Here is a 23,137-nt window from a genome sequence, read left to right as displayed (position 1 = left end):
TGATTGCGGAAGAAAGATTTTCGACCGCTCTTGCACCTAGACGAATACCAATACGGAAAGCTGTACACCAATTTTGAGGGCGGCGCGATAGCCTCCTCCCGTCGCTATCCTGCCTTACTTGAGAATGACTACGCCACCCGGCAAGGACGTGGCGCCCAGGCTGAACAGACGTTGAATTTGTGCGACGGCCTTGTCCAGGTGGCGAATATTGAAACGCCCATTGACCGGCCGATCACTCATCTTTTTTGCCAGCAGCACGACACGCCCCGGACGATACCGGTTGATTTCCGCGACCACCTGGGAAAGCGCTGTTTGTTGAAAACTCAGCACACCATCACGCCAGGCCGAGACGTCGGCCAGACTGACCTGCTGGACTGGTCCGATGGCATTTTTGTCATAGACCACCTGCTGTGCCGCCACGAGCATGATGCTTCTGCCTGCCGCCTCGACGTTGACAGAACCGGCAACACAGGTTACGCACACTTCATCATCGAGATAGCGCAATTCGAAGCGCGCATCACGGCCCGCCGTGCGACCACCTGCGGCGCCGACAGTAAAATCGCGCTCGCGCCGCGTGACATCGACCGCAACCTCGCCGCCCATGACATCAATACCGACTGTTTCGCCGCCTGCCGCCCGCAATGCAATACTGCTGCGCGTATTCATCTCGACCTGAACACCATCGGCAAGTGCCAGGCCACGTTGCTCACCGGTCGCCGTACGATAATCCGACTGCCAGGCATCCGCAGCAGAGGGCCACAAATCGAGCGGGGGTCGAACCAATGCCACACCGGCGACGGCCACGGCGGCGACCGCGCCGCCGAGGAAGGCACGGCGTGACATAGGGACAATTTTCTTGCTGTGCACGGACGTACGCACCTGCGCCAGCTGCGCATCGTGCATGCCCGCCAGCGCCGCGGCCGGTAACAAGTCATGCCACATGCGCTGGGCATTCTTGAATGCCTGCGCATGTTGCTCGCTGAGCGCGCACCAGCGCACCACCGCTTGCGCATCGGCGACCCGCGCATTGCCGGACTTGAGTAGTCTCAACCATGCGTGCGCCCGCAACTCCAGCGCATCGGGACGGCGGCCGGTACTGGGCGTCTCGTCACGCACTGGGAAGTGCTCCGGCAGATAAGTTAAGCAGCATGGGGGGCTCGAAAAAGGGACCGTCTACCGATAAGACGTCTTTCAAGAACGAAAACTGCACTCTATTCTTCATATTCATTGCATCTGTTCAATAATATACTCATGTGCGCGCTTCAATTCGCGATCCACCAGACTCAATGAAACACCGAGACGGTCTGCGACCTCCTGCCTTGGCATTTCATCCACGCGTATCAGAATCAGGATATGCCGCCGGCGTAGCGGCATTTTCTGGATCACCAGTGCCAGGCGTTCCGCTTCCGAACGGGCCTCGGCAGTTTGCGCCGGGCCTGGCATCGGATCGGCCAGTGTATTCAAGACCTGATCCACTTCATCGCCGCTCAGATAACGTTTTTCGGCACGAAGGCGATCCAGCGCAGAATTGATTGCCATGCGCATCAGGTAGCTCAATGGATACTGTATCGGCTCGTGGGATTCTTTGCCACTTTCCAGACGCAACCAGGTGTCCTGCAAAGCATCGCCGGCCAGGTCGGCACTGCCGAGATGTAAAGTGAGGCGTCGCTTCAAGTCATCGTAGCGGCGCGCCAGGAACTCGCGCAGTGAAAGGAAGTCGGATTTGTTCATCGTTTTCTGACTTTAATGAACAGCGCAGGCGCGGGCAGCTGTCAGTGCCTGCGGCAGTATCAGCATGAAAAACGGCTTTGACAGATCGGCAGGTCCATATCCGACATCGACACGCTGCAACGCGGCGAGGATAGCCTTGTCGCGCGCGCTATCGCCTGTAGAATCGAGCAACAGCGGTCGCAATATCCGCCCCCTGGCATCCAGATGAAATCGCAAGGCGATCCGGTAGCCGCCGCCAGCAGTCAAAGGATCGCGGCAAAATATTTCCCTCACCTGCGCCTGCAATGGCCCGTCATAGCTAACGTCGCGTTCGGCAGCGACAGACGATGGCGCCGTCGCAGGCTCCAGGACGAATGCATCCATGGCGGTAAAGTAGGCTGCAAGCCCGGTACCTTCCAGCATCACGTTCAGCGCCGCCCTCGGTGTGTAATTGCCCGACACCAGAACCGATATGCGGCCCGAGGTCGATGCCGAACCGTACAAGCCAGAAAAACCAGTCTGATTGCCAAACGTAGTCAATGCAGATTGCAAGGGTTGCGCCGGAATGTCAAACACCCTGCTCTCATGGGCAAGGCGCTGCAGCGGCTGCGCCGTACTTGCGCCGGCATGCGGGTGGCGCAAGGAGTGCGATTGCCCGGCAGCATCCAGCGTCAGCAGTGACATGCCGGCCACCAATGCAGACATGGCGATGGGCACGACCGTTCTTGGCATAACAATTTAAGTGAGGTGTACATGCATGGAATGTGGAATCGGAGCGGGCGCCGAATTGTCAGTCTTTCCATGTTATCGAAGAAATATGACGTTGCCATGACAAACAGGCAGGCAATACCAATGCTGGCCTGGCACGGATACCGGGCATGGAAGGTTCAGCGATGGCGGCAGATCGCGCTTGCCGTGCCGGGCGCGGGCCGAAGACAGCCGGACTTGCGGCTCCCGCGGCATCCAGACGCGCCGGACAGCGCCGCCAGTGGCGCTGCGGACACTCGCGCCAGGAACAGCACACAAAGTGCTCAGCTGATGCTACTCCTGGCAGCCAGACGCGACGCCATGGCGCGGACCTGTCTTGGTTTAAGCTGGCGCATTTTGTTGAATATCAACATCATGGCTCCTTAAAAACCTGCGTTCAGTTCGATTTGCAGGGCGTCGAACGACGGCGCCGAAGCGAACACTTCGCGGCTCGACGTCCAGCGGCCGTTCAAGCAGGTATTCTTCTCGCGCGCATACGCGCCGCCAAGGTGGGAGGTGGAAGGTGGAATCGTTGCAGGCATCAGGCAAGGCATCCGGTTCGATGCGCTTGTAGCCAAGTAAAACGTTCCAGTCGCCACGCGCTTGCGTGTTCGCCTTGCCCGGGGTCGCCTGCACCGAATACATCGTCGGCGTCTGCAATTGCAAACACATCAATTCAGTATTAGGCAATTTGCCGCCCACCGTCCACGAACGGCAAATGGCAGCACGTGAACCTATCATTGTGTCCGAAATCAGTTGACCAACGCAGTGCCGCTGGATAAATTGCCGCCCGTTGCAGATCTGCCAGCGACTGGCAGCCTGTGGCGTATTAAAATACCGCCCCATGACCTCCCCCGCCTCGACCTCCTCCCGCCCCGACAGCATCCTGCTCCCTTCCCTGGCCGTATTGGGAGGGCAGATTTCTGTCAATCTGGGAGCGGCGATTGCGAAGAATCTGTTTCCTGTCATCGGCGTCGAGGGCATTACGGCGTACCGGGTGGGGTTTTCGGCGCTGATACTGCTGGCCATCTTCCGGCCGTGGCGTTTCCGGTTGACGCGCAAGGATGTGCTCAATTTGCTGGTCTACGGTTCCGTGCTGGGATTGATGAACTTGCTGATTTACCGGGCGTTTGCGCTGATACCGATCGGTATTGCGGTGGCCATCGAGGTGACGGGGCCGCTGGCCGTGGCGATGCTGTCGTCGCGCCGGCCGCGCGATTTGCTGGCCGTGGCGTGCGCCGTGTTCGGCCTGTATTTATTGCTGCCGCTGCAGGGCAGCCCGGGCAGCCTGGACCCGGTCGGCGTGGCGTATGCGCTGGGGGCGGCGCTGTGCTGGGCGCTGTACATCATCTTCGGCAAGCGCGCCTCGACCTTGCAGGGTGGGCAAGCCGTGGCCTGGGGCATGACGGTGGCAGCGATGGTGACGGTGCCCATCGGTATCACGTATGCGGGCACTGCCCTGCTGGCGCCATCGATTGCGCTGATGGGCCTGGCCATCGCCATGCTGTCCAGCGCACTGCCGTATTCGCTGGAAATCTTTGCCCTGCGCCGTTTGCCGCAAGGCGTGTTCGGCATGTTCAGCAGCGCGGCGCCCGCCGTCAGCGCGCTGGCTGCCATGGCGGTGCTGGGAGAACTGCTGAGCCTGACCCAGTGGCTGGCCATCGCCTGCATCGTGTTCGCCTCGGCCATGGCGGCGCTGGGTGCCCAAGGCGGCAAGCGCTAGCGGTACTCAGTCCATCCTGTACGACTGCCTGCGCCGCATCCTGGCATTGCTGCGCAGCTGGCGGGCAGGTTTTGATGTGCACCTGTAAAATGCGTCATCGCTTACCACGCATTGCATGCCCGCCTTTCCGATGACATCCCCCTTTCTTTTTCGCTATCTCTTCTCTCTTGCCTCCGCAGGTCTGCTGCTGACGCACGCTGCCATCACGCACGCCGCCGCTCCCGCCGCCCTCACCGGCAACGCCGAAGCAGGCAAGGCCGCGTTTCGCAAGTGCGCCTCCTGCCACCAGGTAGGGCCATCGGCGCGTGGCGGCTTCGGTCCCAAGCTGACGGGCGTGATTGGCCGCAAGGCCGGTGCCACCACCGACTTTAAATATTCGGCTGCCATGAAAAATGCGAACATTGTCTGGACCGAGCAAAACCTGGCTGGCTTTCTCAAGGCACCGAGCGATTTCATTCCTGGAAACAACATGCGCTTCTGGGGTATCGGCAATGCGCAGCAAGTGGCCGATTTGCTGGCCTACCTGCGCACGCAGTAAGCAAGCAGGTCACACACTGGCCTGCCCGCGCGCACGCGGACAGGCAGACACGGCCCATCAAGCCATGACAGCAGCTCAAGCCTCCAGCGCTTGCAGCAAGCCCTTACGCTTCTTGTACACCGCCCGGTTAACGCCCTTGCTGCTTGAAGTCCCGTTGCAGCTGCTTGAATTCGCGTTCGCGCCGGGGATGGGCACCGACAGGCACAGCTTCCCTTAGGGCTTGGCCGGCAGCTTGCGCACGCACAAGTAAATGGAATACAGCGCCGCCAGCCCCACCAGCACATACACGCCGCGCGAAGCCGTCGTCATGGCACCGAGGATGCGGGCCACGATGTCGATGTCGAACAAGCCCACCAGCGCCCAGTTCAAGCCGCCCACGATCAGCAGGATCATGGAGATCCAGTCGACCACGTTCAGGCGCTTTGCCTTCATTTCCTCGTTTGCAGCACCGTCCGATCCTGCCTGGATATTCGCCATCTCAGCCTCCTGTAAGAAGAAAGGACCCGCCGCCGGGTCTGTGCAAGGAACAGTGTAGGCGCCGCACCGGCACATGCCAGTCGGACGATGCCGGGGTTCGAGGTAGGACGAGTCTGTAATACGGCGGGTGATTTTATCTGGCAACAAACCAGGCGCCGGCAACAGGCAAGACGGCTATGCGTTTCGTTAATAGTTATCGGAGTTGCCGGCTGTTGCTAAACAAGCAGTGACCAATTCCAATATGGAAATATTTATAGATTACTTAGTATTGCACTGCTACACTCATTTCACCCCGGCAACGTCAGGGGCAACAGCGCCGCGCCGTGCCGCCCGCATGGGGTGCGGCCACCATGGGACAACAGCTGAGGGGACATGAATATTTCAAACATACGCATCGGTGTACGCCTGACCACGGGTTTTCTGCTGGCATCGCTGCTGCTGGCGCTGGTCGTCAGCATCAGCACGTGGCAGCTGGCCACGGTGAGCGGGGAAATCGATAGCAGCGTGAACCAGCGCTATGCGCGCATCGAGCAATTGCAAGCCACACGCAACAGCACGCAAGAGCAGCCCGCCCTGCGCGACATCGACCAGCAGATCGCCATGCAATCAACGCAGATGCGCGCGGCGGCCCAGGCGGCCATTGCCCGTGCGCACAACACCAGCGTGCTGATCATCGCGCTGGGCTTGATCGGCGGCGTGCTGAGCCTGGCCACGGCCTGGTTCATCAGCAGCGGTATCGTGCGGCCCCTGCGGCACGCCGTCAAGGTGGCGCGCAAGGTGGCCCGCGGCGACCTGAGCGGCAATATCCGCGTCGAATCTGGCGACGAGGTAGGCCAGTTGCTGCAGGCACTGAAAGACATGAATGCCAGCTTGATCCATATCGTGGGCGAGGTGCGCGGCGGCACGCAAGACATCGCAGGCGCCTCGGGCGAAATCGCCGCCGGCAACCTGGACTTGTCGCAGCGCACGCAGGCGCAAGCCAGTTCGCTGGAGCAGACGGCCGCCTCGATGGAAGCGCTGACTGGCACCGTCAAGCAAAATGCGGATAACGCGCGGCAAGCCAACCAGCTGGCGCTATCGGCCGCCGACGTGGCCGGCAAAGGGGGCAAGGTGGTGGCACAAGTGGTCGATACCATGAGCTCGATCAACGCCTCGTCGAAAAAGATCGTTGACATCATCGGCGTGATCGACGCCATCGCCTTCCAGACGAATATCCTGGCCCTGAATGCGGCCGTGGAAGCGGCGCGCGCAGGCGAACAGGGACGCGGCTTTGCCGTCGTGGCCGCCGAAGTGCGCACCCTGGCGCAGCGTTCGGCCGGCGCGGCCAAGGAAATCAAGCAGCTGATCGGCGACTCCGTCGAACGGGTCGACGCGGGCGCGCGCCTGGTCGATACGGCGGGCGCCACCATGCACGAAATTGTTGCCAGCGTACACCGCGTGACGGACATCATGGGCGAGATCAGCATGGCTAGCGGCGAGCAATTATCCGGCATCGAGCAAGTCAATGCCGCCATCGTGCAGATGGAACAGGTGACGCAACAAAACGCGGCGCTGGTGGAACAGGCGTCGACGGCGGCGGCGAGCATGCAACAGCGCGCCCAGCAGCTATCGGGCACGGTGGGCATCTTCAGCTTGGGCAATGAGGTGGCCCCCCTGCACGCGGCACCGGCCATCAGCCTTGTCGCGGCGCAATACGCAACGCATGGCAAGGCGCCCCCCGCCCTGGCACGCTCACGCGCCCCTGCCGTTAGAGCGCGCCTGAAAGCCTGAGTTCCCCGCCTGAGTTCCCCGCTATAGCTGCTTGTACATGATGGTGGTGGCGTCCAGCCGGTCGCCGGCCGGCGCCAGCGCATAAGCAGGGATGCTGCCCGCCACTACATAGCCCAGCGACAAGTACAGCCCTTGCGCATGGTCGCTGCTGCGCGTATCCAGGGTCAACAGGCTGCGCGACAGCTGGCGCGCCTGCTCTTCCAGCGCCTGCATCAGCAAACGGGCGATCCCGCTCCGACGGAAAGCGGGCGCGACCAGCAGCTTGCGTACTTCGGCCCGGTGCGCCTGGTTGGGATTGGTGTCCCAGTCCAGCTGCACGGCGCCCGCCACCTTCCCTTCCACCTCGGCCACCAGCAGCAGGCGCACGCCGCGCGTCAAGGCGGGCAGCACATTGTCCATCCAGAACGCCTGGCTGGCCGCCGAGTCGAAGGGCAAGATAAAGCCGATGCTGGCGCCGTCGTGCACGCATTCTTGCAGCAAGGCGCCCAGTTCCGGCAGGCGGGCAAGGATATCGGCGGGTGTAAAACTGCGCAGCAATGCGGGCATGATGACCTCAGACAAGAAAGAGAAAGTAGCGGGCGCCGCTGTCGGCTGGTGTGACAAAGGTGCTGGCGCCCTGCAACTGGTAGCGCAGGCAATCACCAGGCATTAAATCGTGGGAGCGGCCGTCGACGGTCACGGTCAGCTGGCCTTCCTGCAGCAACAGATGATGTTCCATGCCGGGCCGGGGCGAGGCGGCATAGGCAATCGTCACGCCAGCGCCGAGTTCACATTCGAGCGCTTCGCCGGCCAGCGCGCGCGACGGCGGAGAGACGCAGCGGCGCCGGAAACCGGTCTCCGGGTCCGTCCATACGCTTTGCTGAGCCTGCCGCAGCAGCGGTGGAAAATCGTCCTCGACCATGCGCAGCAGGCGCGACATGGCCAGGCCATACGCGGCGCACAGCTTGCCCAGCACGACCGTGGTCGGGCTGACTTCGCCATTTTCCAGGCGAGATAATGTCGCGCGGCTGACCTGGCTTGCACTGGCCAGCTGGTCCAGCGACCAGCCCCGCTCCACGCGCAACTGCTTTAAACGTGCCGCCAGCCGCTGCTCCGTATCGTTATCACTCAGCATCACGTTTTCCATATATGGAAATATATCCCAGAAAAGGGAATCTGACAATCTGCCGCTGCACAGTTGCGCAACGCACAGACCAGTGGCCGCTGCTCAAGCAAGATGGCGTCATCACCTCAAGGAGAAGCCATGTCCGCCACTCCCCCCACTCCCCAGCCGCGCCAGGGCCAGGCGCCCGCGCCGCTGGGCAGGGTCGAATTTCATTTGCAATTCATCCGCTCGTTTGCCGACCCCACGTTCGACGCCGTGCGCGGCGCCCTGGTGCAGGTGGAAGAAGTGGCGTGGAAGAATTACCAGGATGGCCGCAAGGCGCCCGTCACGCAAAAGGCCGGACCGGGTTTTGCCGACCCCGACTATGAGCTGTCGGTGGAATGGCTGGCCACGCGCGAGCGCCTGCTGGCCGCCGAGGCGCGCCAGAAAGATCCGGCCACGCCGTCGCGCGTGCTGCTGATCTGCGGCGCGGCGCGCAATGGCGGTTCTTGTCCTGGTGAAATATCAAAGACCTGGCGCATGACGCAATGGGCCAGGGAAGAGCTGCAGGCCGAGCACATCGAAGCGGACGTGCTGGACCTGAGCTTGCTGACGTCCTCGTATGACTTGCACATTCACCCATGCAAGGGCTGTGTCTCGACGGCCATGCCCCTGTGCCACTGGCCCTGCAGCTGCTACCCCAACCATGGCGAACGCCAGACGAATGACTGGATGGCGGACATTTACGAGCGCTGGACGGCCGCCCATGCCGTCATCATCCTCACGCCCGTGTACTGGTACCAGACGCCCGGCGTGCTGAAACTGATGATAGACCGGCTCGTCTGCGCCGATGGCGGCAACCTGGATCCCACATCCACGCACGGTAAGAAAGCCGTGGAAGCGAAGGCCCTGGAGTTACAAGGCTGGAATTATCCTAAACACCTGGCCGGGCGGGCGTATGGCCTGGTCGTGCATGGCGACGTGGCCGGCATCGAAGGGGTGCGGCGGGGCCTGTCGGACTGGCTCGACTGGATGGGTCTGGTCGATGCGGGCACCAAGTCGCGGCTGGACCGCTACATCGGCTATTACGACAGCTATGCGCAAAGCCATGAGGCGCTGGACCGCGATACCCATATGCAGGAAGAAGTGCGCAACGTGGCGCGTGCCGTGGCCGAAGCCGTCCAACGGCTGCGCGCGGGCACACTGGCGCCGCCCGATGCAGCATTACAAGCTCCGCGGCCAAAATGAAACTGTGCCTACCTACCCCGCCATGCGTGACGCGTGGCGGCACAGTTCCAGAAAACCCGTCAAACGGGGCGAGAGGATCTTCTTGGATTGGCGGATCAGGTAAAAGTTGCGCGCCAATGGCGGCAGCATGGTCTCCAGTTCCACCAGTTGCCCGCTGGCCAGCAGATCAGCCACCACGACGCTGGACAGGCAGGCGATACCGAGACCGGCCGCCGCGCCATACTTGATGGCTTCCGAGTTGCTGAACTCGCCTGCGGGGCGCAGATAGTGCAGATACGGCACCAAGGCTTGCTCCACCGCTTCGCGCGTGCCCGAACCCGCTTCTCGCAGCAGCCAGCCTGCCTGGTTCAGTTCCGCAAAACTGAGCAGATGGCGCAGCTGCGCCAGCGGATGGGTGGGTGCGGCCACGATCAGCATCTGGTCCGTCAGCCACGGCTCCACCAGCAAGCCCGCTTCGTGGCACGGCCCTTCGATCAGGCCGATATCGACACGGAACTCCGCCACGGCGGCGGCGATGTCGGCCGTGTTGGCAATCGTCACTTGCGGGATGCTGCGCCCGTACTGCTGCGCCGCCTGCGCCAGGATCTGCGGCAGCAGATAAATGCCGATGGTGGTGCTGGCGCCGATTTGCAGGCTGACGGGCACGGCAGGATCGGCGCCCGCGAACTGGCGCTCGATGCTGGCGGCCCCGTCGCGCATCTGCCGCGCCTGCGGCAACAGCAAACGGCCATTGTCGTTGAGCAGCAATCGCTTGCCCACCCGGTCGAACAGGTGTGCACCGAGCAAGGTTTCCAGTTCATTCAGTGCCGCGCTGGTGGCCGATTGCGACAGCGCAATCAACTCGCCGGCCGCGCTGGTGCTGCCCGTGTCCGCCACGGCGAGAAAAATCTGCAGTTGCCGCAAAGTTAAGGCCATCAAATCTACCTATTGAATCTGTTAAACATACAAGAACAATCCGTTTTACCATTTAATCGACGAACTGTACAGTCATGCCATATGAACCAGACACCATGGAGTACGGCATGTCATCCCTCTCAACAAGCAACACAACAAGTTCCAGCGACCGCTATGGCCGCCTTCTGCCGGGCCTGCTGCTCAGCGGCGCAATCGCCTGGGGCGCCATCGCGCTGGGCAAGCTGGCATGGATGCAAAGCCACGGCATGAGCGCGCTGACCCTGGCCATCATGCTGGGCATTGTGCTCGGCAACAGCGTGTATGGCCGCCTGGCGCCCACCTGCGGTGCGGGCGTGGCCTTTTCCAAGCAGACTTTATTGCGCTTGGGCATCATCCTGTACGGCTTCCGCCTGACCTTCCAGGATATCGGCCAGGTGGGCCTGGCCGGCATCGCCATCGACGCGCTGGTGCTGGCGTCCACGTTTGGCCTGGCCATGTTCCTCGGCACCAAGGTGTTCAAGCTGGAACGCAACAGCGCCATTTTGATCGGCGCGGGCAGTTCCATCTGCGGCGCGGCGGCCGTGATGGCCACGGAACCCGTCGTCAAGGGACGCAGCGAGGATGTCACCGTGGCCGTCTCCACCGTCGTCGTTTTCGGTACCATCGCCATCTTTCTGTATCCCTTGCTGTACCAGTTAAACCTGGGCTGGCATGTGCTGGGCGCCACGCCCACGGCGTTTGGCGTGTACATCGGTTCGACCGTACATGAAGTGGCGCAAGTGGTGGCAGCCGGCAAGTCGATCGGGCAGGAAGCGGCGAATGCGGCCGTGATCGCCAAGATGGTGCGCGTGATGATGCTGGCGCCCTTCCTCGTCATCCTGTCGGCGGTGCTGGCACGCGGCACGGCCAGGACCGGTGGCCACGACAAGGCGGCCAAGCTGGCCATTCCCTGGTTCGCCTTCATTTTTATTGCCATGGTGGCATTCAATTCGCTGGGCCTGCTGCCAGTAAGCGCAGTAGCCACTATCACCGAGTTCGACACGGCCTTGCTGGCCATGTCCATGGCGGCCCTGGGCTTGACGACGCACATGTCAGCCATCCGCCGCGCCGGCATCAGGCCGCTGCTGCTGGCCGGCCTGCTGTTCTGCTGGCTGATCGCCGGTGGCGCGGCCATCAACCATGTGGTCGCCAGCCTGTTTGGCTGAAGCTGAGCCTGATTCAAGCCGGGGCCGCTGACGCGGGAGTCGAAAACTTCGTACAATATAGGTGTTTTGACACTCAATCCGGCTTCGGCCCCACCCAGGAACACCCATGCATCTCTCGAACTGGCTGCTTTTTTGCAGCGTCGCCCTGCTCGTCACGTTTTCTCCCGGCCCGGCCGTCCTGCTGGCCATCTCGAATGCCATCGCCGTCGGCCCGCGCCGCGCGATGATCAGCAGCATGGGCAATGGCTTCGGTTTGTTCATCATTTCCGGCGTGGCCATGGCCGGCATGGGCGTCGTACTGGCCACCTCGGCCACGGCCTTCATGCTGCTGAAACTGGCTGGCGCCCTGTATCTGGTGTACCTGGGCATCAAGCAATGGCGCAGCAAGACCAGCATCGTGGCCGATGCCCCTGTGGCACTTGGCGCGGCCAATCCTAACTCGTTCTGGAAACTTTTCCGCCAGGGCTTGACGGTGGCGCTGACCAATCCGAAGGCCATCCTGTTCTTTTCGGCCCTGTTCCCGCAATTTATCACGCCGGGCGAACCCGTGGCCATCCAGTTCACCGTGCTGACGACGTCGTTTGTCGCCTGCGCCATGCTGGCCCACTTGTTCTACGCCAACCTGGCGCGCCTGCTGAAAACCCAGCTGGCCGCGCCGGGCCGCGCCAGGCTGTTCAACCGCATTTCGGGCGGCGCCTTCGTGCTGCTGGGCCTGAGCCTGCTGCGCCTGCGCGCCAAGGCGGCGTAACGTTACTTCACTGATAAAAATGCCTCGATGCTGGCCGCCAGGGCCAGCGGCGTTTCATTCATTGGATAGTGTCCCGCATTGGCCAGCACTTCCAGCCTGGCCTGCGGGTACCACGCCAGATATGTGCGGCGCATCAGGGCCGCATCGAAACGGGGGTCGTGCTCTCCCACCAGCGCCAGCAAGGGCAATGCCACGCGCGCCGCCTTGACTTCTTCACTGAAATCCGTCCCGCTCCACGCAAGGAAATAATTGGCGAACGCGGCCTGATCCGAACTTTCCCACGAATATTGCGCCTTCCAGTCCAGCCAGGTGGCGGGCAAGCGCCCGCCCGTGCTGCGGGCTATGATGGCGCGCCGCGCTTGCTGGTTGCCGCTGGCGTCGAGAAATAGCGCGCGCGCCGGCGCATCAAGCGCCACGCCGCAGCTGGGCACGGGCGCCACGGCCACCAGTTTGCGCAAGCGCAAGGGCGCCAACAAGGCCAGCCGTTCCAGCGCGATGCCGCCCATGGAATGGCCCACCACGCTGAACGTGGCAAAGCCCAGCGCGTCAGCCAGCGCCAACGCGTCCGTGGCCACTTCGTCCATCGAATAATCGCCGGGCACGCCACGCATGCCGCCGTAGCCACGATTGTCCATGAAGACATAGCTGAAAGCGCCGCCATCGAGGGCCGCTTCCATCGGCGCGAACGCGTGCGCGTCGCCAAACCAGCCGTGCAGAACGATGACGGCGTGAGGGCCATGGCCCACGCGATGATAGCTATTGTGCATACACACTCCTGAAAAAGAGTGGATGGTAAGGGCAGATCAAGCGGCCCGCCTTCGATAGCAGGTCAAATACTGTAGAGTATGGGCCATGGATGATTTTTATACGGAAGTGCCGCGCGCCTTGATCGCCACCGCGCGCGACCATGCTCCCGGCGCCATTTTTCCCAGCCACAACCATGCACGCGGGCAATTCGCCTATGCGGCGCGCGGCGTCATCAGCGTGCACACCCCCCACGGCAACTGGCTGGTGCCGCCGCAACGGGCCTGCTGGGTACCAGCACGGCTAACGCACGGCATGCGCATGCAGGGCGCCGTGACCATGCACAATGTCTTCATTGACGAGGCAGCCATCGCCAGGATGGGCTTGCCATCCGATTGCCAGGTGCTCGATGCCTCGCCGCTGCTACGCCAGCTGCTGGCCGAGGCCGTGAGCGTGGACGCCTTGTATACGGAAGCGTCGCGCGCCGGACGGTTGATGGCCTTGCTGCTCGATGAGATTGCCGCAGCCACACCCCTGCCGCTCAATGCGCCCCTGCCGCAAGATGCCAGGCTGGCGCAGCTTTGCACGCAACTGTTGCAACAACCGAGCCTGCACAGCAAGCTGGACACAATGGCGGCGCAGGCAGGCATGAGCCGGCGCACCTTTACGCGCCAGTTCCGTACCCAGACGGGGCTGGGCTTTGCCCAATGGCGCCAGCAAGCATGTTTGCTGGCAGCCATCACCCGGCTGGCCGAGGGGCAAACCGTCACCCGCGTCGCGCTGGACCTCGGTTATGCCAGCCCCAGCGCCTTCACGGCCGCCTTTCGCCGCATGCTGGGCCAGGCGCCCAGCAACTATCTGTCGAACTAGGCAATGATGGCGGCGATGCGCTCGTCAAGGGCCTGCGCCAGTTTCTGCACATGGTAGCCGTCGACAAAGCCATGGTGCGCCTGCGCGGAAAACGGCACCCGCATGCGGCCATCCGGCTGCGCGGGGCCGAACTTGCCCCAGGTAAAGGTCGGGATATCGGCGTCGCGGTGGCGGTAGATCGGGTGTTCGATGGCCGCCAGATCCAGCCATGGCAGGCAGGTGATGAAAACATTGTTGCGCTGCTCGCGCTCGCTCTCGCCCTCGCCTGTATTGATCAGCGCGGAGCTGGCTTCGGCGAGGCGCTTGGCTTCCAGGCTGCGTTCGATGAATACATCGAGCTGGTCCGTCATCATGAAACGCGTGTAGTTGAGGTTGTCGTCGCCATTGATGACGGTGTACGAGGCAGGAAAATCGTCGATCCTGATCACTTCGCCCTGGTAGATGCGGTACATGAAGTTGTCGATCTCCCTGACCGTATTGAGCAGGCAAAACAGGAAAAAGTGGAACACGGGGATTTTCCGTTCCTTGCACCAGGGCCGGAAGTCCGGCACGTCGAGCTGGAAGTTGATGTTGACGAGGGGATTGTCAAACGCGCGGAACAAGTCATAGCGGTCGCGCCGCTTTGCAAAATTTTTCATGCGGCGAGTGTAGACGATGGGGTGCTGGCGGGCAAGTCACGCCGCATGGGCAGCGCTGCCTGCCCAAAATTGCCAGGGCCACCTCGGCCACGCCTTCCTCCAGCTCGGCAACCGTTGGCGCCAGAGTAATGCGTGTCAATTCCCCGTTCACGGTGTCAGCCAGCCCGGGGGAATGGGGGGCTTGCGCATGCTGCGTATCGTGTTTGTCGCACGGCAATGGCAGCCTCATGCGAGCCATCCTGTCAGGTGGTGCCACCGTGCGCCATGCCCCGCTGCACCTTCCACGCCAGCGGCAAGGTCAGCAGCAATACGGCCGCCAGCGCCAGCAGGGCCGTGTTCACGCTCGTATGGTCGCCCAGCGCGCCGAACAGCACGGGCGACAGCGCCCCGCCGCCGATGCTGCCCGTGTAGAACAGGGCGAACGCGTGCTCGCGCTTGCCTGGCTCGGCCAGTTCCGGCACCGCGCCGTACAGCACGGACGAGGTGCCGTTCAGCGCCAGCCCCAGCAAGGGCAACATGGCCATGATGCCGGCCAGCGGCAGCCACAGGGCCGCGACAATAAGTACGGACGTCATCGATTCTGTCAGCCACACGGTCTTCATCATGCCGATGCGCGCGCCCAGATAGCCGCACAGCAGCTTGCCGAAGGCGCCGCCCACGAACAGCAGAGACAGGGCCACGCCGATGCCGGCCGTGCCCGCGCCCTTGCTTTTCAGCAAGAATGGCAAGAAGGTCAAAAAGCCCATGCGCACGGCACTGTCCAGCGTGCCCGTGGCCAGCAGCGCGCGAAAACTCCCCTTCGAGCCGCTGCCCACGATACTCTTGCCCGCCTTCCTGGTGCCAGCCTGCAACTCGCCCCCTTTCGGCAATAGCCACCACAGCAAGCCGGCCGCCGCCAGGCCAAGCAGTCCCAGCAGCGAGACGCTGGCTTGCCAGCTGCACACCAGCAACAGCAATCCCACCAGGGCGGGAATCAGGGTCTTGCCGATATCGCCGGCAAAGTTGTAGTGCGACAACGCTTCCTTCACGCCGCCACCCGCCTCGTGCGTGTCGGTGACGATGGACGAGGCCAGCGGATGCTGCGTGCTGGCGCCCAGGCCGCCCAGCAGCAAGGCAAACAGCAGCACGGCCAGGCCGCCCGCCTGCCCCGCAATCAGGTAAGCGACCCCGGCCAGCGCCGTGCCGCCCACCAGCATGCGTTCGCGTCCCCAGCGCCTGGCCAGGCGGCTGGCCAGCAACTGGAATCCGGCCATCATGCCCGAGTACGATCCGCGCATCAGGCCCACCATGGCGTAGCTGATGGCAAACTGCGCCTGCCAGATGGGCAGCAGCACGTAGATCACGTCCGTCAAGCCGTCATGCACGGCATGCGCGCTGCAGGCGGCGAACAGCGAGCGGCGGCGGATCGATTTACCGGAGAGGGAAGAAACGGTGGAAGGTACGGCGGCGGACGGTTCGGTCATGACTGTGCATGCAGGAAATCAGGAGGCGACCAGCTTACTACAAAGTGCGTGGACATCTCGGGCGCCTTGCTGCTTCCTTTCTCACCCGGACATAGTCCTCCGTCTATCTTTGTGCACCAGAAATAGCGTTCCACCGGCGGCAGGGCGTGGTATAACTGCTGTATAAAACTCGTACATTTTTCATCAGAAGCTAGCGCGACCATGACCTCATCCAGCGACACCTCAGGCCAAGCGGGGAAAAAAGCAGGCTGCAGCCAGTGCCAGCAAGCCGGGCCACTGGACTTCGACTTCACCTTTGCCTACCAACCGATCGTCGAACTGTCCACGCGCTCGATCTTTGCCCATGAAGCACTGGTGCGTGGTCCCAACGGAGAATCGGCATACTCGATCCTGTCCCAGGTCAATGACGAAAACCGCTATGTCTTCGACCAGGCCTGCCGCGTGCGCGCCATCCAGGGCGCAGCCCGGCTGGGCATCGAGGAATATCTGTCCATCAATTTTCTGCCGAATGCCGTGTACCGTCCCGAGGCGTGCATCCAGGCCACTTTAGCCGCGGCGCGCGAATACAATTTCCCCATCCGCCGCATCATCTTCGAGGTGACCGAGGGCGAAGAAGTGCGCGACCGGCCCCACCTCGTCAACATCTTCCATGAGTATCGCCGCTTCGGCTTTCAGACGGCCATCGACGATTTCGGCGCCGGCTACGCGGGACTGAGCCTGCTGGCGGAATATCAGCCGCACATCATCAAGATCGACATGGAACTGGTGCGCGGCATCGAGGCAAGCGCACCCAAGCAGGCGATCGTCAGGGGTATCATCGCCATTTGCAAGGAACTCCACATTACAGTCCTGGCAGAGGGCATCGAAACGGCCGCCGAACGCGATTGCTTGAAGGAGATGGGCATCGACCTGATGCAGGGATATTTATTTTGCAAACCGGCGCTGATGGCGATAGGCGTGATCGATCCCGCAGCGTGGTGACAGGCAGCCAGCACGCCCTGGCCAAGAGTCAATCCGTTTTCTCCCGTCGGTCGTATAAGTCAGGCAGCCTGCAGTTTTTTGGACTTGTCTGTCAACGCGAACAAAAGGCGGCAAGAAAGTCCCGATTCCGCTGCTCATCAACGGCGGCACCATCGACAGCGCCACCCCGCCCGGCCTGACCGTGCGCGAAACCTGCAGCGTCCAAGGATGACCTGGCGCGGAAAAACGTCACGGCCATCGAAATGGAAGTGCCGACCGCCTGCCTGACGACCGGCAGCGACCCTGTCATCGGCGGCTGGAGCACGGCTTGAAGGGGGCTTTTTATGACGTGCTGAAAGTCGTCACGGCTTTTACGCTCGCCCACTCCATCCCCTTGAGCCTGGCCAGCCTGTCGCTCATTTCCCTGCCCTCGCGCTGGGTGGAATCGGCGGTTGCCGCTTCCGTGACCCTGGCAGCGCTGAACAATCTGCCGCCGCTGTTCCGCAGCAAGCGGCCCGTGGCCGCCTTTGCCTTCGGCCTGATTCACGGCTTCGGCTTTGCCAGCGTGCTGCGCGACCTGGGCTTGCCTCAGGGTTCCTTGCTGGCCAGCCTGCTGGGCTTCAACGTGGGTGTGGAAATCGGCCAGTTGGCCATCGCCGTGGTGGCTGGCGTGTGGCTGGTGGAGAGAGTGACCGATATCAAGCTGTTTTCAGCCTGATGGCGTTGCTGGCCCGCCACTGCCGGGCCACAAGTCCAGGCAATCGGGCTACAATACGAACAATTCTCAATCGCATCAAGGCCACGCTGTCCCGCGGACCATGGCATGGAAAGGTTGCATGCTACGCCCCGAATTGAAACTGCACCGGCAAATCGAAGTGCTCTACAGCGACCACCATGGCTGGCTGCAGGGCTGGCTGCGCCGCAAGCTGGGCAACGCCTTCGACGCAGCCGACCTGGCGCACGACACGTATCTGCGCATCCTCGCGCGGGGCCGCGCACCCGAACCGGCGGAATCGCGCCAGCACCTGGCGCAGATCGCCAATGGGCTGGTGGTGGACCTGTTCCGCCGCCGGCATATCGAGGCGGCCTACGCGGACGCCATCGCGACGCAGCCGGAAGCGGCCGTGCCGACGCCCGAAACGCGCGCGCTGATCGTCGAAGCGCTGCTGGAGATCGACGCCATCCTGGCCAGCCTGCCGGCCAAGGTGCGCGACGCCTTTTTGCTGTGCAAACTGGAAGGCATGGGCTACGCCGATATCGCCGCGCGCCTCGAGGTTTCCGTCTCGTCCGTGGAAAAATACATCGCCCGCGCCCTGCTGGCCTGCTGCGCGGCGCAATGCGCATGAGTGCCCAGTTGGACAGCGCTCCCATCGCCCCCGCCGTGCTGCAGCGCGCCGCCGAGTGGATGGCGCGGCTGTGGGCGGAAGACGCCAGCGCCGCCGATGCCGACGCCTGCGCCGCCTGGCGCGCCGCCCACCCCGAACACGAACGGGCCTGGGCCCGGCTGCAGCGTTTCGCCCGGCAATTCGAGGCTTTGCCCCGGGACGTTGCGCGCGGCGCCCTGGCGCCAGCGCCGCACCGTGCCTCCGGACGCCGCCGCGCGCTGCAGCTGCTGGGCTTGATCGCGGCGGGCGGCGGCACCGCCCTGCTGGCGCACGAGTCGAGCCAGTCCAGCCTGTGGCAGCGCGCCGCCAGCGACTACCGCACGTTTGTTGGCGCGACGCGCGCCATCACGCTGGCCGACGGCACGCAAGTGGTGCTGGACACGGCCAGCGCCATCGACGTGCACTACAGCGCCAATGAAAGGCGCATCGTGCTACGCGCGGGCGCCATCCTCGTCACCAGCGGGTATGAAACGTCGCCTGTCTACCGTCCGCTGCTGGTGGCAACGCCGCACGGCACGGCCACGGCGCTGGGCACGCGCTTTAGTGTGCGCATCGATGATGGCGAGAGCCGTGTCGCCGTGTTCCAGGGCGCCGTGGCGCTGCGGCCGCTGCTGCTGCTGCGGGATGGCGCACCCTCGCTGCACCTGCAGGCGGGCCAGCAGGCTGGCTACACGCGCCACGCCGTGCAAGACATCGGCAAGGTGGAAGACAGCGCCGCCGCCTGGGCCGATGGCAGCCTGGTGGCCGAGCGCATGCGCCTGGACGAGCTGCTGGCCGAGCTGGGGCGCTACCGCCACGGCGTGCTGCGCTGCGACGAGTCCATCGCCGGCTTGCGCGTGACAGGCGTGTACTCGCTGCGCGACACGGACCGCTCGCTGGCCAATCTGGCCCTGAGCCTGCCCGTGCAACTGAGCTACCGCACGCGCTACTGGGTCAGCGTGGGGCCGCGCCAGGCCTCCTGAAAAATACATGCAAAATAAGTGAAAAAACGTTGAGGGTTTTGGCTTGTCGTTCGGAATACGGGAAGAACCGATTTTTTTCCTGCCACTTTCCAAGGATTTGCACCATGCCCCATCGCCTGCACGCGCCCGCCCGCCATCCGCGCCCGTTTCCCCTTGCCGCCGCTATCCAGGCCCTGTTCCTGGCCGGTGCCGCGGTGAGTACCCTGGCCATCACGGCGCCGAACGCCCGCGCCCAGACGGCGGACAATGCGCAAGCCAAGCGCCAGTTCGCGGTCCCCGCCGGTTCGCTGGAGCGGGCCTTGACCACGTTCGCCAGCGCGGCCGGGGTGGAACTGTCAGCCGATGCGGCCCTGTTGCAAGGCAAGCACAGCGGCGGCCTGGCGGGCAGCTACACCGTGCGCCAGGGTTTCGAGGAACTGCTGCGCGGCCAGGGCGTGCGCGTGGTGACGGGCGCCAGCGGCGCGTATGCGCTGCGGGCAGAAACGCCGACAACGCCGGCAGGTGTACAGGCGCAGGCCAGCGCAACCCTGCCCGCCATCACCATCAATGCCAGCAGCGAACGCGAAACGGCCACAGGCCACGTGCGCGGATATGTGGCGCGGCGCGCCGCCTCGGCCACCAAGACGGATACGGCCCTGAATGAAAACCCGCAATCCATGTCCGTCGTCACGGCAGATGAAATCAGCGACCGCAATGCCGAATCGCTCGATGAAACCCTGCGCTACACGGCTGGCGTGACGCCGAACCAGCGCCCGCTGGGCAGCGACGATTCCTCGCTGCTGCGCGGCTTCACCATCGAGACGAACGGCATCTTGCAGGATGGCTTGCGCAATTCGGGCCGCACCTTTGGCGCCTCGATCGAACCGTATGGACTGGAACGCCTGGAAGTGCTGCGCGGTCCCGCCTCCGTGCTGTACGGGCAGATTCCGCCGGGCGGCATGGTCAACGCCGTCAGCAAGCGCCCCAGCGCGGACGCCGTGCGCGAAGTGGGCGTGGAAGTCGGCAGCTACCAGCGCCGCCAGCTGAAAGCCGACGTGGGCGGCACGCTGGACGCCCCAGGCGCCTGGACGTACCGGGTCGTGATGCTGGGCCGCGAAGCGAATACGCGGCTGTCGCGCGACCACGACAACCGCCTGTACTTCGCCCCCTCGCTGACCTGGCAGGCGGGCCCCGCCACGCGCTTGACTTTGCTGGCCCGCTACGAGCAGGACAACCAGCAGTACGCGTTTCCCAACCAGTTGCTGCAACCGGGCCCGCGCGGACAGGTCGATCCGGGTGTCAATCTGATGGGCGACGATAACCGATTCAAGCGCCGCAACACCATGCTGGGCTACGAGTTCGAGCACAGATTTGACGACACCTGGTCGCTGCGCCAGAACCTGCGCTACACGCACCTGAAAAACGACCGCACGGACATGTTCCCCCTGGGCTTGAATGACGATGGCACGGTGGAGCGCTATTTCATGCCCGTCGATACGGCGTCGAAAAGCCTGTTCGCCGATACGCAGCTGCAGGCGCGCTTCGCCACGGGCGGCCTGACGCACCAGGTACTGCTGGGCGTGGACTACGCGAATATCCGCAATACGGACGACTACCGCCACCAGAAAGGCTTTATCGAGCCGCTCGACCTGTACCAGCCTGTGTATGGCAAGCAGCCCCTGGTTGCAGCCAAGGCGCCCACGCGCGCGGACGCACCGTCGCGCCAGCTGGGCCTGTATGCGCAGGATCAATTGAAATGGGACCGCTGGGTGGTGACGGCGGGCCTGCGTCGCGACAAGGCCACGCAGTCGCGCGACGTCACCGACCTCCATAGCGGTGCCGTCAAACCCGACTACCACCAGTCGCCATCGGCCACCACGGGCCGCGTGGGCGCCGTCTACCTGTTCGATGGCGGCTGGGCGCCGTATGTCAGCTACGCCACCTCGTTCTCGCCCGAACTGGGCATCACGGCAAACGGCGATGCCTTGAAACCGTCGCGCGGCAAGCAGTTCGAAGCGGGCGTGCGCTACGAACCCGTGGGCCAGCGCGCCAGCTACACGGCGGCCGTCTTCGACCTGGTGCGCGACAACGTCACCACATCCGACATCGGCAATCCTGGCCGCCTGCAGCAAACGGGCGAGGTGGGTTCGCGCGGCCTGGAACTGGAAGCGCGCACGGAGTTCGCCAGCCGTCTGAGCCTGATCGCGCAATACACCTACCTGGATACGGAGGTCAGAAAGAGCAATAACGGCGATCTGGGCTTGCAACAATCGGGCGCGCCGCGCCACAGCGCCTCGGCATGGGCGCGCCAGTTCTTCAACGTGGGCGCGGCCCTGCCCGCGTATGCCGCGCTGGGCATGCGTTTCCTCGGCGCCATGCGCTCAAACTCCGACGGCAACAACCTGAACATCCGCAACGGCGGCCTGACGCAGTGGGATGCGGCGCTGGGCGTGTCGCGCGGGCCGTGGCAGTTTTCCCTCAACGTCAACAATGTGCTCAACAAGCAGACCTTGTATGACTGCGGCTACCTGCCTGGCCTGTGCTACCGCAACGCCGAACGCACGGCCAACGTCAGCGCCATGTATCGTTTCTGATGCGCCCCGCTTTAGCGGCCCTGCACCGCTACGCAGGCCTGCTGATGGCCGGCTTCCTCATCGTGGCCGGCGTCACGGGCAGCCTGCTCGCGTGGAAGGATGAACTGGAGGCTGCCATGCTGCCCGCCGTCTTCCGCGTGGCGCCGCCAACGCCGGACGCACTGCCGCTCGACGCCCTGCTGCTACGCGAGAGGATTGCTGCGCGCTTCCCCCGGGCGCAGGTAAGCTACGCGCCGCTGTCGGCGCCGCCCGGCCACAGCATGGTGTTTTACCTGCGCCAGTCTGGCGCCGCTCCCCTGGCCAGCGACGAAGTGTTTGTCGATCCCTACACGGGCGCGATACTTGGCCAGCGCCGCTGGGGCGAGATAAGCCAGGGCGCCATCAACCTGCTGCCCTTCATCGAGCGCCTGCATTACGCATTGGCGCTGGGCGACACGGGCTTGCTGATTTTCGGCCTGATCGCCATCGTGTGGACGGTCGACTGCTTCATCGGCGCCGCCCTGACCTTCCCCGCACGCCTGAAAAAACGCTCGCCGGGCAGCAGGCCGTGGCTGCAGCGCTGGCGCCCGTCCTGGCTGCTGCGCCGGCATGGCGGCAGCTATAAACTGGTATTCGACCTGCACCGCGCGGGCGGCCTGTGGCTGTGGGCCATGCTGCTGGTGTTTGCCTGGAGCGGCGTCGCCTTCAACCTGTATGGCGCGTATGCGGCCGTGATGCATCCCCTGTTTGCGCACCAGGGGACAGAGGAAATCGTCGTGCGCCACACGCTGTCTTCCGCGCCGCACCTGGACTGGCCGGCCGCGCGCGCGCAGGGCCGCCTGCTGATGGCGCAGCTGGCGCGCCAGCACGCCTTTGCCATCCTCGAGGAAAACGCGCTGGCGTATGAACGCGAGCTGGGCGTGTACCGCTACATGGTGCGCAGCAGCCGCGACGTGCGCGCCCACAAGGGCCTCACCACCGTCTTTTTCGACGCGGCCAGTGGCCGGCAGCTGGCCACCTGGCTGCCCACGGGCGCGGCCAGCGGCGACACCATCCGCAGCTGGATCAGCGCCCTGCACATGGCCTCGATGTGGGGCTGGCCCTTCAAGCTGCTCATTTGCGCCATGGGCATGCTGGTGGCGGGCTTGAGCGTGACAGGCGTGCTGATCTGGCGCCGCAAGCGCCAGGGCCAGGCCAGGGCCAGGACCCTCCTTCATTAATCAGGGAAAGCCGATAAATCCCGCCGACACGGCTTCCGCCAGCCACACGCCATTATCCGACACACAAAAACACGTGGCCCTGAGCAACTGGCCGATGTCGGCCCAGCCGTTTGTATCGAGCGCGAGGCCGATTTTTTCGGGGGCGTGGCCCAATATGAGGGAAAGAGATTGGCTGGTATTTACTAAATGATCCGTCATG

Annotated in this window: 25 protein-coding genes and 2 pseudogenes; 14 read left to right on the top strand and 13 right to left on the bottom strand. The window is 63.6% G+C overall.

Annotation, left to right across the window (positions count from 1 at the left end; genetic code table 11):
- Nucleotides 1-114: 114 nt before the first annotated feature.
- From ACQ4WL_RS10865 to ACQ4WL_RS10845, 5 genes and pseudogenes are all read right to left on the bottom strand, one after another.
- A complete protein-coding gene (locus ACQ4WL_RS10865; protein WP_436509736.1) occupies nucleotides 115-1,116 on the bottom strand; it encodes a FecR family protein in 1,002 nt (333 codons plus the stop codon).
- A 108-nt stretch (nucleotides 1,117-1,224) separates the two neighbouring features.
- On the bottom strand, nucleotides 1,225-1,731 hold the full coding sequence (locus ACQ4WL_RS10860) for an RNA polymerase sigma factor (RefSeq protein ID WP_436509735.1): 507 nt from the start codon (nucleotides 1,729-1,731) through the stop codon (nucleotides 1,225-1,227).
- Nucleotides 1,732-1,743: 12 nt separating this feature from the next.
- Complete coding sequence (locus ACQ4WL_RS10855; protein ID WP_436509734.1) at nucleotides 1,744-2,427, bottom strand: hypothetical protein; 684 nt, start codon at nucleotides 2,425-2,427, stop codon at nucleotides 1,744-1,746.
- Between the two features lie 413 nt (nucleotides 2,428-2,840).
- On the bottom strand, nucleotides 2,841-2,999 hold the full coding sequence (locus tag ACQ4WL_RS10850; RefSeq protein WP_436509733.1) for a putative porin: 159 nt from the start codon (nucleotides 2,997-2,999) through the stop codon (nucleotides 2,841-2,843).
- A gap of 31 nt (nucleotides 3,000-3,030) precedes the next feature.
- A pseudogene (locus ACQ4WL_RS10845) lies at nucleotides 3,031-3,102 on the bottom strand (hypothetical protein); the annotation flags it as partial.
- Nucleotides 3,103-3,301: 199 nt separating this feature from the next.
- On the opposite strand from ACQ4WL_RS10845, the gene ACQ4WL_RS10840 reads away from it, so the two are divergent.
- Nucleotides 3,302-4,180: an EamA family transporter gene (locus tag ACQ4WL_RS10840; protein WP_436509732.1), complete on the top strand. Its 879-nt coding sequence runs from the start codon at nucleotides 3,302-3,304 to the stop codon at nucleotides 4,178-4,180.
- 115 nt (nucleotides 4,181-4,295) lie between these two features.
- Nucleotides 4,296-4,718 carry a c-type cytochrome gene (locus ACQ4WL_RS10835; RefSeq protein ID WP_436509731.1) on the top strand — a complete coding sequence of 141 codons (423 nt, stop codon included), beginning with the start codon at nucleotides 4,296-4,298 and terminating at the stop codon, nucleotides 4,716-4,718.
- Between the two features lie 213 nt (nucleotides 4,719-4,931).
- Here ACQ4WL_RS10835 and ACQ4WL_RS10830 read toward each other — a convergent pair whose 3' ends face one another.
- Nucleotides 4,932-5,195: a DUF378 domain-containing protein gene (locus ACQ4WL_RS10830; protein WP_436509730.1), complete on the bottom strand. Its 264-nt coding sequence runs from the start codon at nucleotides 5,193-5,195 to the stop codon at nucleotides 4,932-4,934.
- Between the two features lie 372 nt (nucleotides 5,196-5,567).
- Between ACQ4WL_RS10830 and ACQ4WL_RS10825 the strand changes: the two genes are divergently transcribed.
- Nucleotides 5,568-6,965: a methyl-accepting chemotaxis protein gene (locus tag ACQ4WL_RS10825; protein WP_436509729.1), complete on the top strand. Its 1,398-nt coding sequence runs from the start codon at nucleotides 5,568-5,570 to the stop codon at nucleotides 6,963-6,965.
- Nucleotides 6,966-6,986: 21 nt separating this feature from the next.
- Here ACQ4WL_RS10825 and ACQ4WL_RS10820 read toward each other — a convergent pair whose 3' ends face one another.
- On the bottom strand, nucleotides 6,987-7,511 hold the full coding sequence (locus ACQ4WL_RS10820) for a GNAT family N-acetyltransferase (protein ID WP_436509728.1): 525 nt from the start codon (nucleotides 7,509-7,511) through the stop codon (nucleotides 6,987-6,989).
- 7 nt (nucleotides 7,512-7,518) lie between these two features.
- The gene (locus ACQ4WL_RS10815) at nucleotides 7,519-8,079 is read right to left on the bottom strand and encodes a helix-turn-helix domain-containing protein (protein WP_436509727.1); all 561 of its coding nucleotides are present in this window, start codon (nucleotides 8,077-8,079) and stop codon (nucleotides 7,519-7,521) included.
- Nucleotides 8,080-8,208: 129 nt separating this feature from the next.
- On the opposite strand from ACQ4WL_RS10815, the gene ACQ4WL_RS10810 reads away from it, so the two are divergent.
- The gene (locus tag ACQ4WL_RS10810; RefSeq protein WP_436509726.1) at nucleotides 8,209-9,297 is read left to right on the top strand and encodes a flavodoxin family protein; all 1,089 of its coding nucleotides are present in this window, start codon (nucleotides 8,209-8,211) and stop codon (nucleotides 9,295-9,297) included.
- A gap of 12 nt (nucleotides 9,298-9,309) precedes the next feature.
- Here the strand turns inward: ACQ4WL_RS10810 and ACQ4WL_RS10805 are convergent, their stop codons facing one another.
- Nucleotides 9,310-10,212: a LysR family transcriptional regulator gene (locus ACQ4WL_RS10805; protein WP_436509725.1), complete on the bottom strand. Its 903-nt coding sequence runs from the start codon at nucleotides 10,210-10,212 to the stop codon at nucleotides 9,310-9,312.
- Between the two features lie 107 nt (nucleotides 10,213-10,319).
- Here ACQ4WL_RS10805 and ACQ4WL_RS10800 point away from each other — a divergent pair, with 107 nt between their 5' ends.
- Both ACQ4WL_RS10800 and ACQ4WL_RS10795 read left to right on the top strand, forming a co-directional pair.
- Nucleotides 10,320-11,396: a YeiH family protein gene (locus ACQ4WL_RS10800; RefSeq protein WP_436509724.1), complete on the top strand. Its 1,077-nt coding sequence runs from the start codon at nucleotides 10,320-10,322 to the stop codon at nucleotides 11,394-11,396.
- Nucleotides 11,397-11,502: 106 nt separating this feature from the next.
- The gene (locus ACQ4WL_RS10795) at nucleotides 11,503-12,144 is read left to right on the top strand and encodes a LysE family translocator (protein WP_436509723.1); all 642 of its coding nucleotides are present in this window, start codon (nucleotides 11,503-11,505) and stop codon (nucleotides 12,142-12,144) included.
- Nucleotides 12,145-12,146: 2 nt separating this feature from the next.
- Here the strand turns inward: ACQ4WL_RS10795 and ACQ4WL_RS10790 are convergent, their stop codons facing one another.
- Entirely contained in the window at nucleotides 12,147-12,911 is a 765-nt protein-coding gene (locus ACQ4WL_RS10790; protein ID WP_436509722.1) for an alpha/beta fold hydrolase, read from the bottom strand.
- An 85-nt stretch (nucleotides 12,912-12,996) separates the two neighbouring features.
- On the opposite strand from ACQ4WL_RS10790, the gene ACQ4WL_RS10785 reads away from it, so the two are divergent.
- Nucleotides 12,997-13,758 (top strand): AraC family transcriptional regulator, encoded by a 762-nt coding sequence (locus ACQ4WL_RS10785; RefSeq protein WP_436509721.1) that lies wholly within the window; start codon nucleotides 12,997-12,999, stop codon nucleotides 13,756-13,758.
- Here ACQ4WL_RS10785 and ACQ4WL_RS10780 read toward each other — a convergent pair.
- Both ACQ4WL_RS10780 and ACQ4WL_RS10775 read right to left on the bottom strand, forming a co-directional pair.
- Nucleotides 13,755-14,396, bottom strand: coding sequence for a CatA-like O-acetyltransferase (locus tag ACQ4WL_RS10780; protein ID WP_436509720.1), 642 nt, complete (start codon nucleotides 14,394-14,396; stop codon nucleotides 13,755-13,757). The two genes, ACQ4WL_RS10785 and ACQ4WL_RS10780, sit on opposite strands and share 4 nt — an antisense overlap.
- Before the next feature lie 242 nt (nucleotides 14,397-14,638).
- Nucleotides 14,639-15,859: an MFS transporter gene (locus ACQ4WL_RS10775; RefSeq protein WP_436509719.1), complete on the bottom strand. Its 1,221-nt coding sequence runs from the start codon at nucleotides 15,857-15,859 to the stop codon at nucleotides 14,639-14,641.
- 201 nt (nucleotides 15,860-16,060) lie between these two features.
- Between ACQ4WL_RS10775 and ACQ4WL_RS10770 the strand changes: the two genes are divergently transcribed.
- From ACQ4WL_RS10770 to ACQ4WL_RS10740, 7 genes and pseudogenes are all read left to right on the top strand, one after another.
- Nucleotides 16,061-16,840, top strand: a complete 780-nt coding sequence (locus tag ACQ4WL_RS10770) for an EAL domain-containing protein (RefSeq protein WP_436509718.1) — start codon at nucleotides 16,061-16,063, stop codon at nucleotides 16,838-16,840.
- A gap of 242 nt (nucleotides 16,841-17,082) precedes the next feature.
- Complete coding sequence (locus tag ACQ4WL_RS10765) at nucleotides 17,083-17,151, top strand: hypothetical protein (protein WP_436510070.1); 69 nt, start codon at nucleotides 17,083-17,085, stop codon at nucleotides 17,149-17,151.
- Nucleotides 17,148-17,537 (top strand): annotated as a pseudogene (locus ACQ4WL_RS10760) (HupE/UreJ family protein); the annotation flags it as partial. The gene ACQ4WL_RS10765 and the pseudogene ACQ4WL_RS10760, both read left to right, overlap by 4 nt.
- A gap of 118 nt (nucleotides 17,538-17,655) precedes the next feature.
- Entirely contained in the window at nucleotides 17,656-18,165 is a 510-nt protein-coding gene (locus ACQ4WL_RS10755; RefSeq protein WP_436509717.1) for a sigma-70 family RNA polymerase sigma factor, read from the top strand.
- Nucleotides 18,162-19,166 carry a FecR domain-containing protein gene (locus tag ACQ4WL_RS10750; RefSeq protein ID WP_436509716.1) on the top strand — a complete coding sequence of 335 codons (1,005 nt, stop codon included), beginning with the start codon at nucleotides 18,162-18,164 and terminating at the stop codon, nucleotides 19,164-19,166. Before ACQ4WL_RS10755 ends, ACQ4WL_RS10750 begins: the two co-directional genes overlap by 4 nt.
- Nucleotides 19,167-19,270: 104 nt before the next feature.
- Nucleotides 19,271-21,739, top strand: a complete 2,469-nt coding sequence (locus tag ACQ4WL_RS10745; protein WP_436509715.1) for a TonB-dependent siderophore receptor — start codon at nucleotides 19,271-19,273, stop codon at nucleotides 21,737-21,739.
- Complete coding sequence (locus ACQ4WL_RS10740; protein ID WP_436509714.1) at nucleotides 21,739-22,938, top strand: PepSY-associated TM helix domain-containing protein; 1,200 nt, start codon at nucleotides 21,739-21,741, stop codon at nucleotides 22,936-22,938. Before ACQ4WL_RS10745 ends, ACQ4WL_RS10740 begins: the two co-directional genes overlap by 1 nt.
- On the opposite strand, the gene ACQ4WL_RS10735 is transcribed toward ACQ4WL_RS10740, so the two are convergent.
- Nucleotides 22,939-23,136 (bottom strand): RNA 2'-phosphotransferase, encoded by a 198-nt coding sequence (locus ACQ4WL_RS10735; protein WP_436509713.1) that lies wholly within the window; start codon nucleotides 23,134-23,136, stop codon nucleotides 22,939-22,941.
- Between the last annotated feature and the right edge of the window lies 1 nt (nucleotide 23,137).

This window comes from Janthinobacterium kochi (assembly GCF_051380715.1).
Taxonomy (GTDB): Bacteria; Pseudomonadota; Gammaproteobacteria; order Burkholderiales; family Burkholderiaceae_D; genus Janthinobacterium.
The sequence above is the reverse complement of the archived record's forward strand: the minus strand, read 5'-3'. Positions and strand labels throughout refer to the sequence as shown.

Excerpts from the sequence above, each read along its gene's own strand:
- ACQ4WL_RS10860 (WP_436509735.1), bottom strand. The coding sequence starts at position 1,731 with ATGAACAAATCCGACTTCCTTTCACTGCGCGAGTTCCTGGCGCGCCGC.
- ACQ4WL_RS10850 (WP_436509733.1), bottom strand. The coding sequence starts at position 2,999 with ATGCCTGCAACGATTCCACCTTCCACCTCCCACCTTGGCGGCGCGTAT.
- ACQ4WL_RS10840 (WP_436509732.1), top strand. The coding sequence starts at position 3,302 with ATGACCTCCCCCGCCTCGACCTCCTCCCGCCCCGACAGCATCCTGCTC.
- ACQ4WL_RS10835 (WP_436509731.1), top strand. The coding sequence starts at position 4,296 with ATGCCCGCCTTTCCGATGACATCCCCCTTTCTTTTTCGCTATCTCTTC.
- ACQ4WL_RS10830 (WP_436509730.1), bottom strand. The coding sequence starts at position 5,195 with ATGGCGAATATCCAGGCAGGATCGGACGGTGCTGCAAACGAGGAAATG.
- ACQ4WL_RS10825 (WP_436509729.1), top strand. The coding sequence starts at position 5,568 with ATGAATATTTCAAACATACGCATCGGTGTACGCCTGACCACGGGTTTT.
- ACQ4WL_RS10820 (WP_436509728.1), bottom strand. The coding sequence starts at position 7,511 with ATGCCCGCATTGCTGCGCAGTTTTACACCCGCCGATATCCTTGCCCGC.
- ACQ4WL_RS10815 (WP_436509727.1), bottom strand. The coding sequence starts at position 8,079 with ATGCTGAGTGATAACGATACGGAGCAGCGGCTGGCGGCACGTTTAAAG.
- ACQ4WL_RS10810 (WP_436509726.1), top strand. The coding sequence starts at position 8,209 with ATGTCCGCCACTCCCCCCACTCCCCAGCCGCGCCAGGGCCAGGCGCCC.
- ACQ4WL_RS10805 (WP_436509725.1), bottom strand. The coding sequence starts at position 10,212 with ATGGCCTTAACTTTGCGGCAACTGCAGATTTTTCTCGCCGTGGCGGAC.
- ACQ4WL_RS10800 (WP_436509724.1), top strand. The coding sequence starts at position 10,320 with ATGTCATCCCTCTCAACAAGCAACACAACAAGTTCCAGCGACCGCTAT.
- ACQ4WL_RS10795 (WP_436509723.1), top strand. The coding sequence starts at position 11,503 with ATGCATCTCTCGAACTGGCTGCTTTTTTGCAGCGTCGCCCTGCTCGTC.
- ACQ4WL_RS10790 (WP_436509722.1), bottom strand. The coding sequence starts at position 12,911 with ATGCACAATAGCTATCATCGCGTGGGCCATGGCCCTCACGCCGTCATC.
- ACQ4WL_RS10785 (WP_436509721.1), top strand. The coding sequence starts at position 12,997 with ATGGATGATTTTTATACGGAAGTGCCGCGCGCCTTGATCGCCACCGCG.
- ACQ4WL_RS10780 (WP_436509720.1), bottom strand. The coding sequence starts at position 14,396 with ATGAAAAATTTTGCAAAGCGGCGCGACCGCTATGACTTGTTCCGCGCG.
- ACQ4WL_RS10775 (WP_436509719.1), bottom strand. The coding sequence starts at position 15,859 with ATGACCGAACCGTCCGCCGCCGTACCTTCCACCGTTTCTTCCCTCTCC.
- ACQ4WL_RS10770 (WP_436509718.1), top strand. The coding sequence starts at position 16,061 with ATGACCTCATCCAGCGACACCTCAGGCCAAGCGGGGAAAAAAGCAGGC.
- ACQ4WL_RS10755 (WP_436509717.1), top strand. The coding sequence starts at position 17,656 with ATGCTACGCCCCGAATTGAAACTGCACCGGCAAATCGAAGTGCTCTAC.
- ACQ4WL_RS10750 (WP_436509716.1), top strand. The coding sequence starts at position 18,162 with ATGAGTGCCCAGTTGGACAGCGCTCCCATCGCCCCCGCCGTGCTGCAG.
- ACQ4WL_RS10745 (WP_436509715.1), top strand. The coding sequence starts at position 19,271 with ATGCCCCATCGCCTGCACGCGCCCGCCCGCCATCCGCGCCCGTTTCCC.
- ACQ4WL_RS10740 (WP_436509714.1), top strand. The coding sequence starts at position 21,739 with ATGCGCCCCGCTTTAGCGGCCCTGCACCGCTACGCAGGCCTGCTGATG.
- ACQ4WL_RS10735 (WP_436509713.1), bottom strand. The coding sequence starts at position 23,136 with ATGACGGATCATTTAGTAAATACCAGCCAATCTCTTTCCCTCATATTG.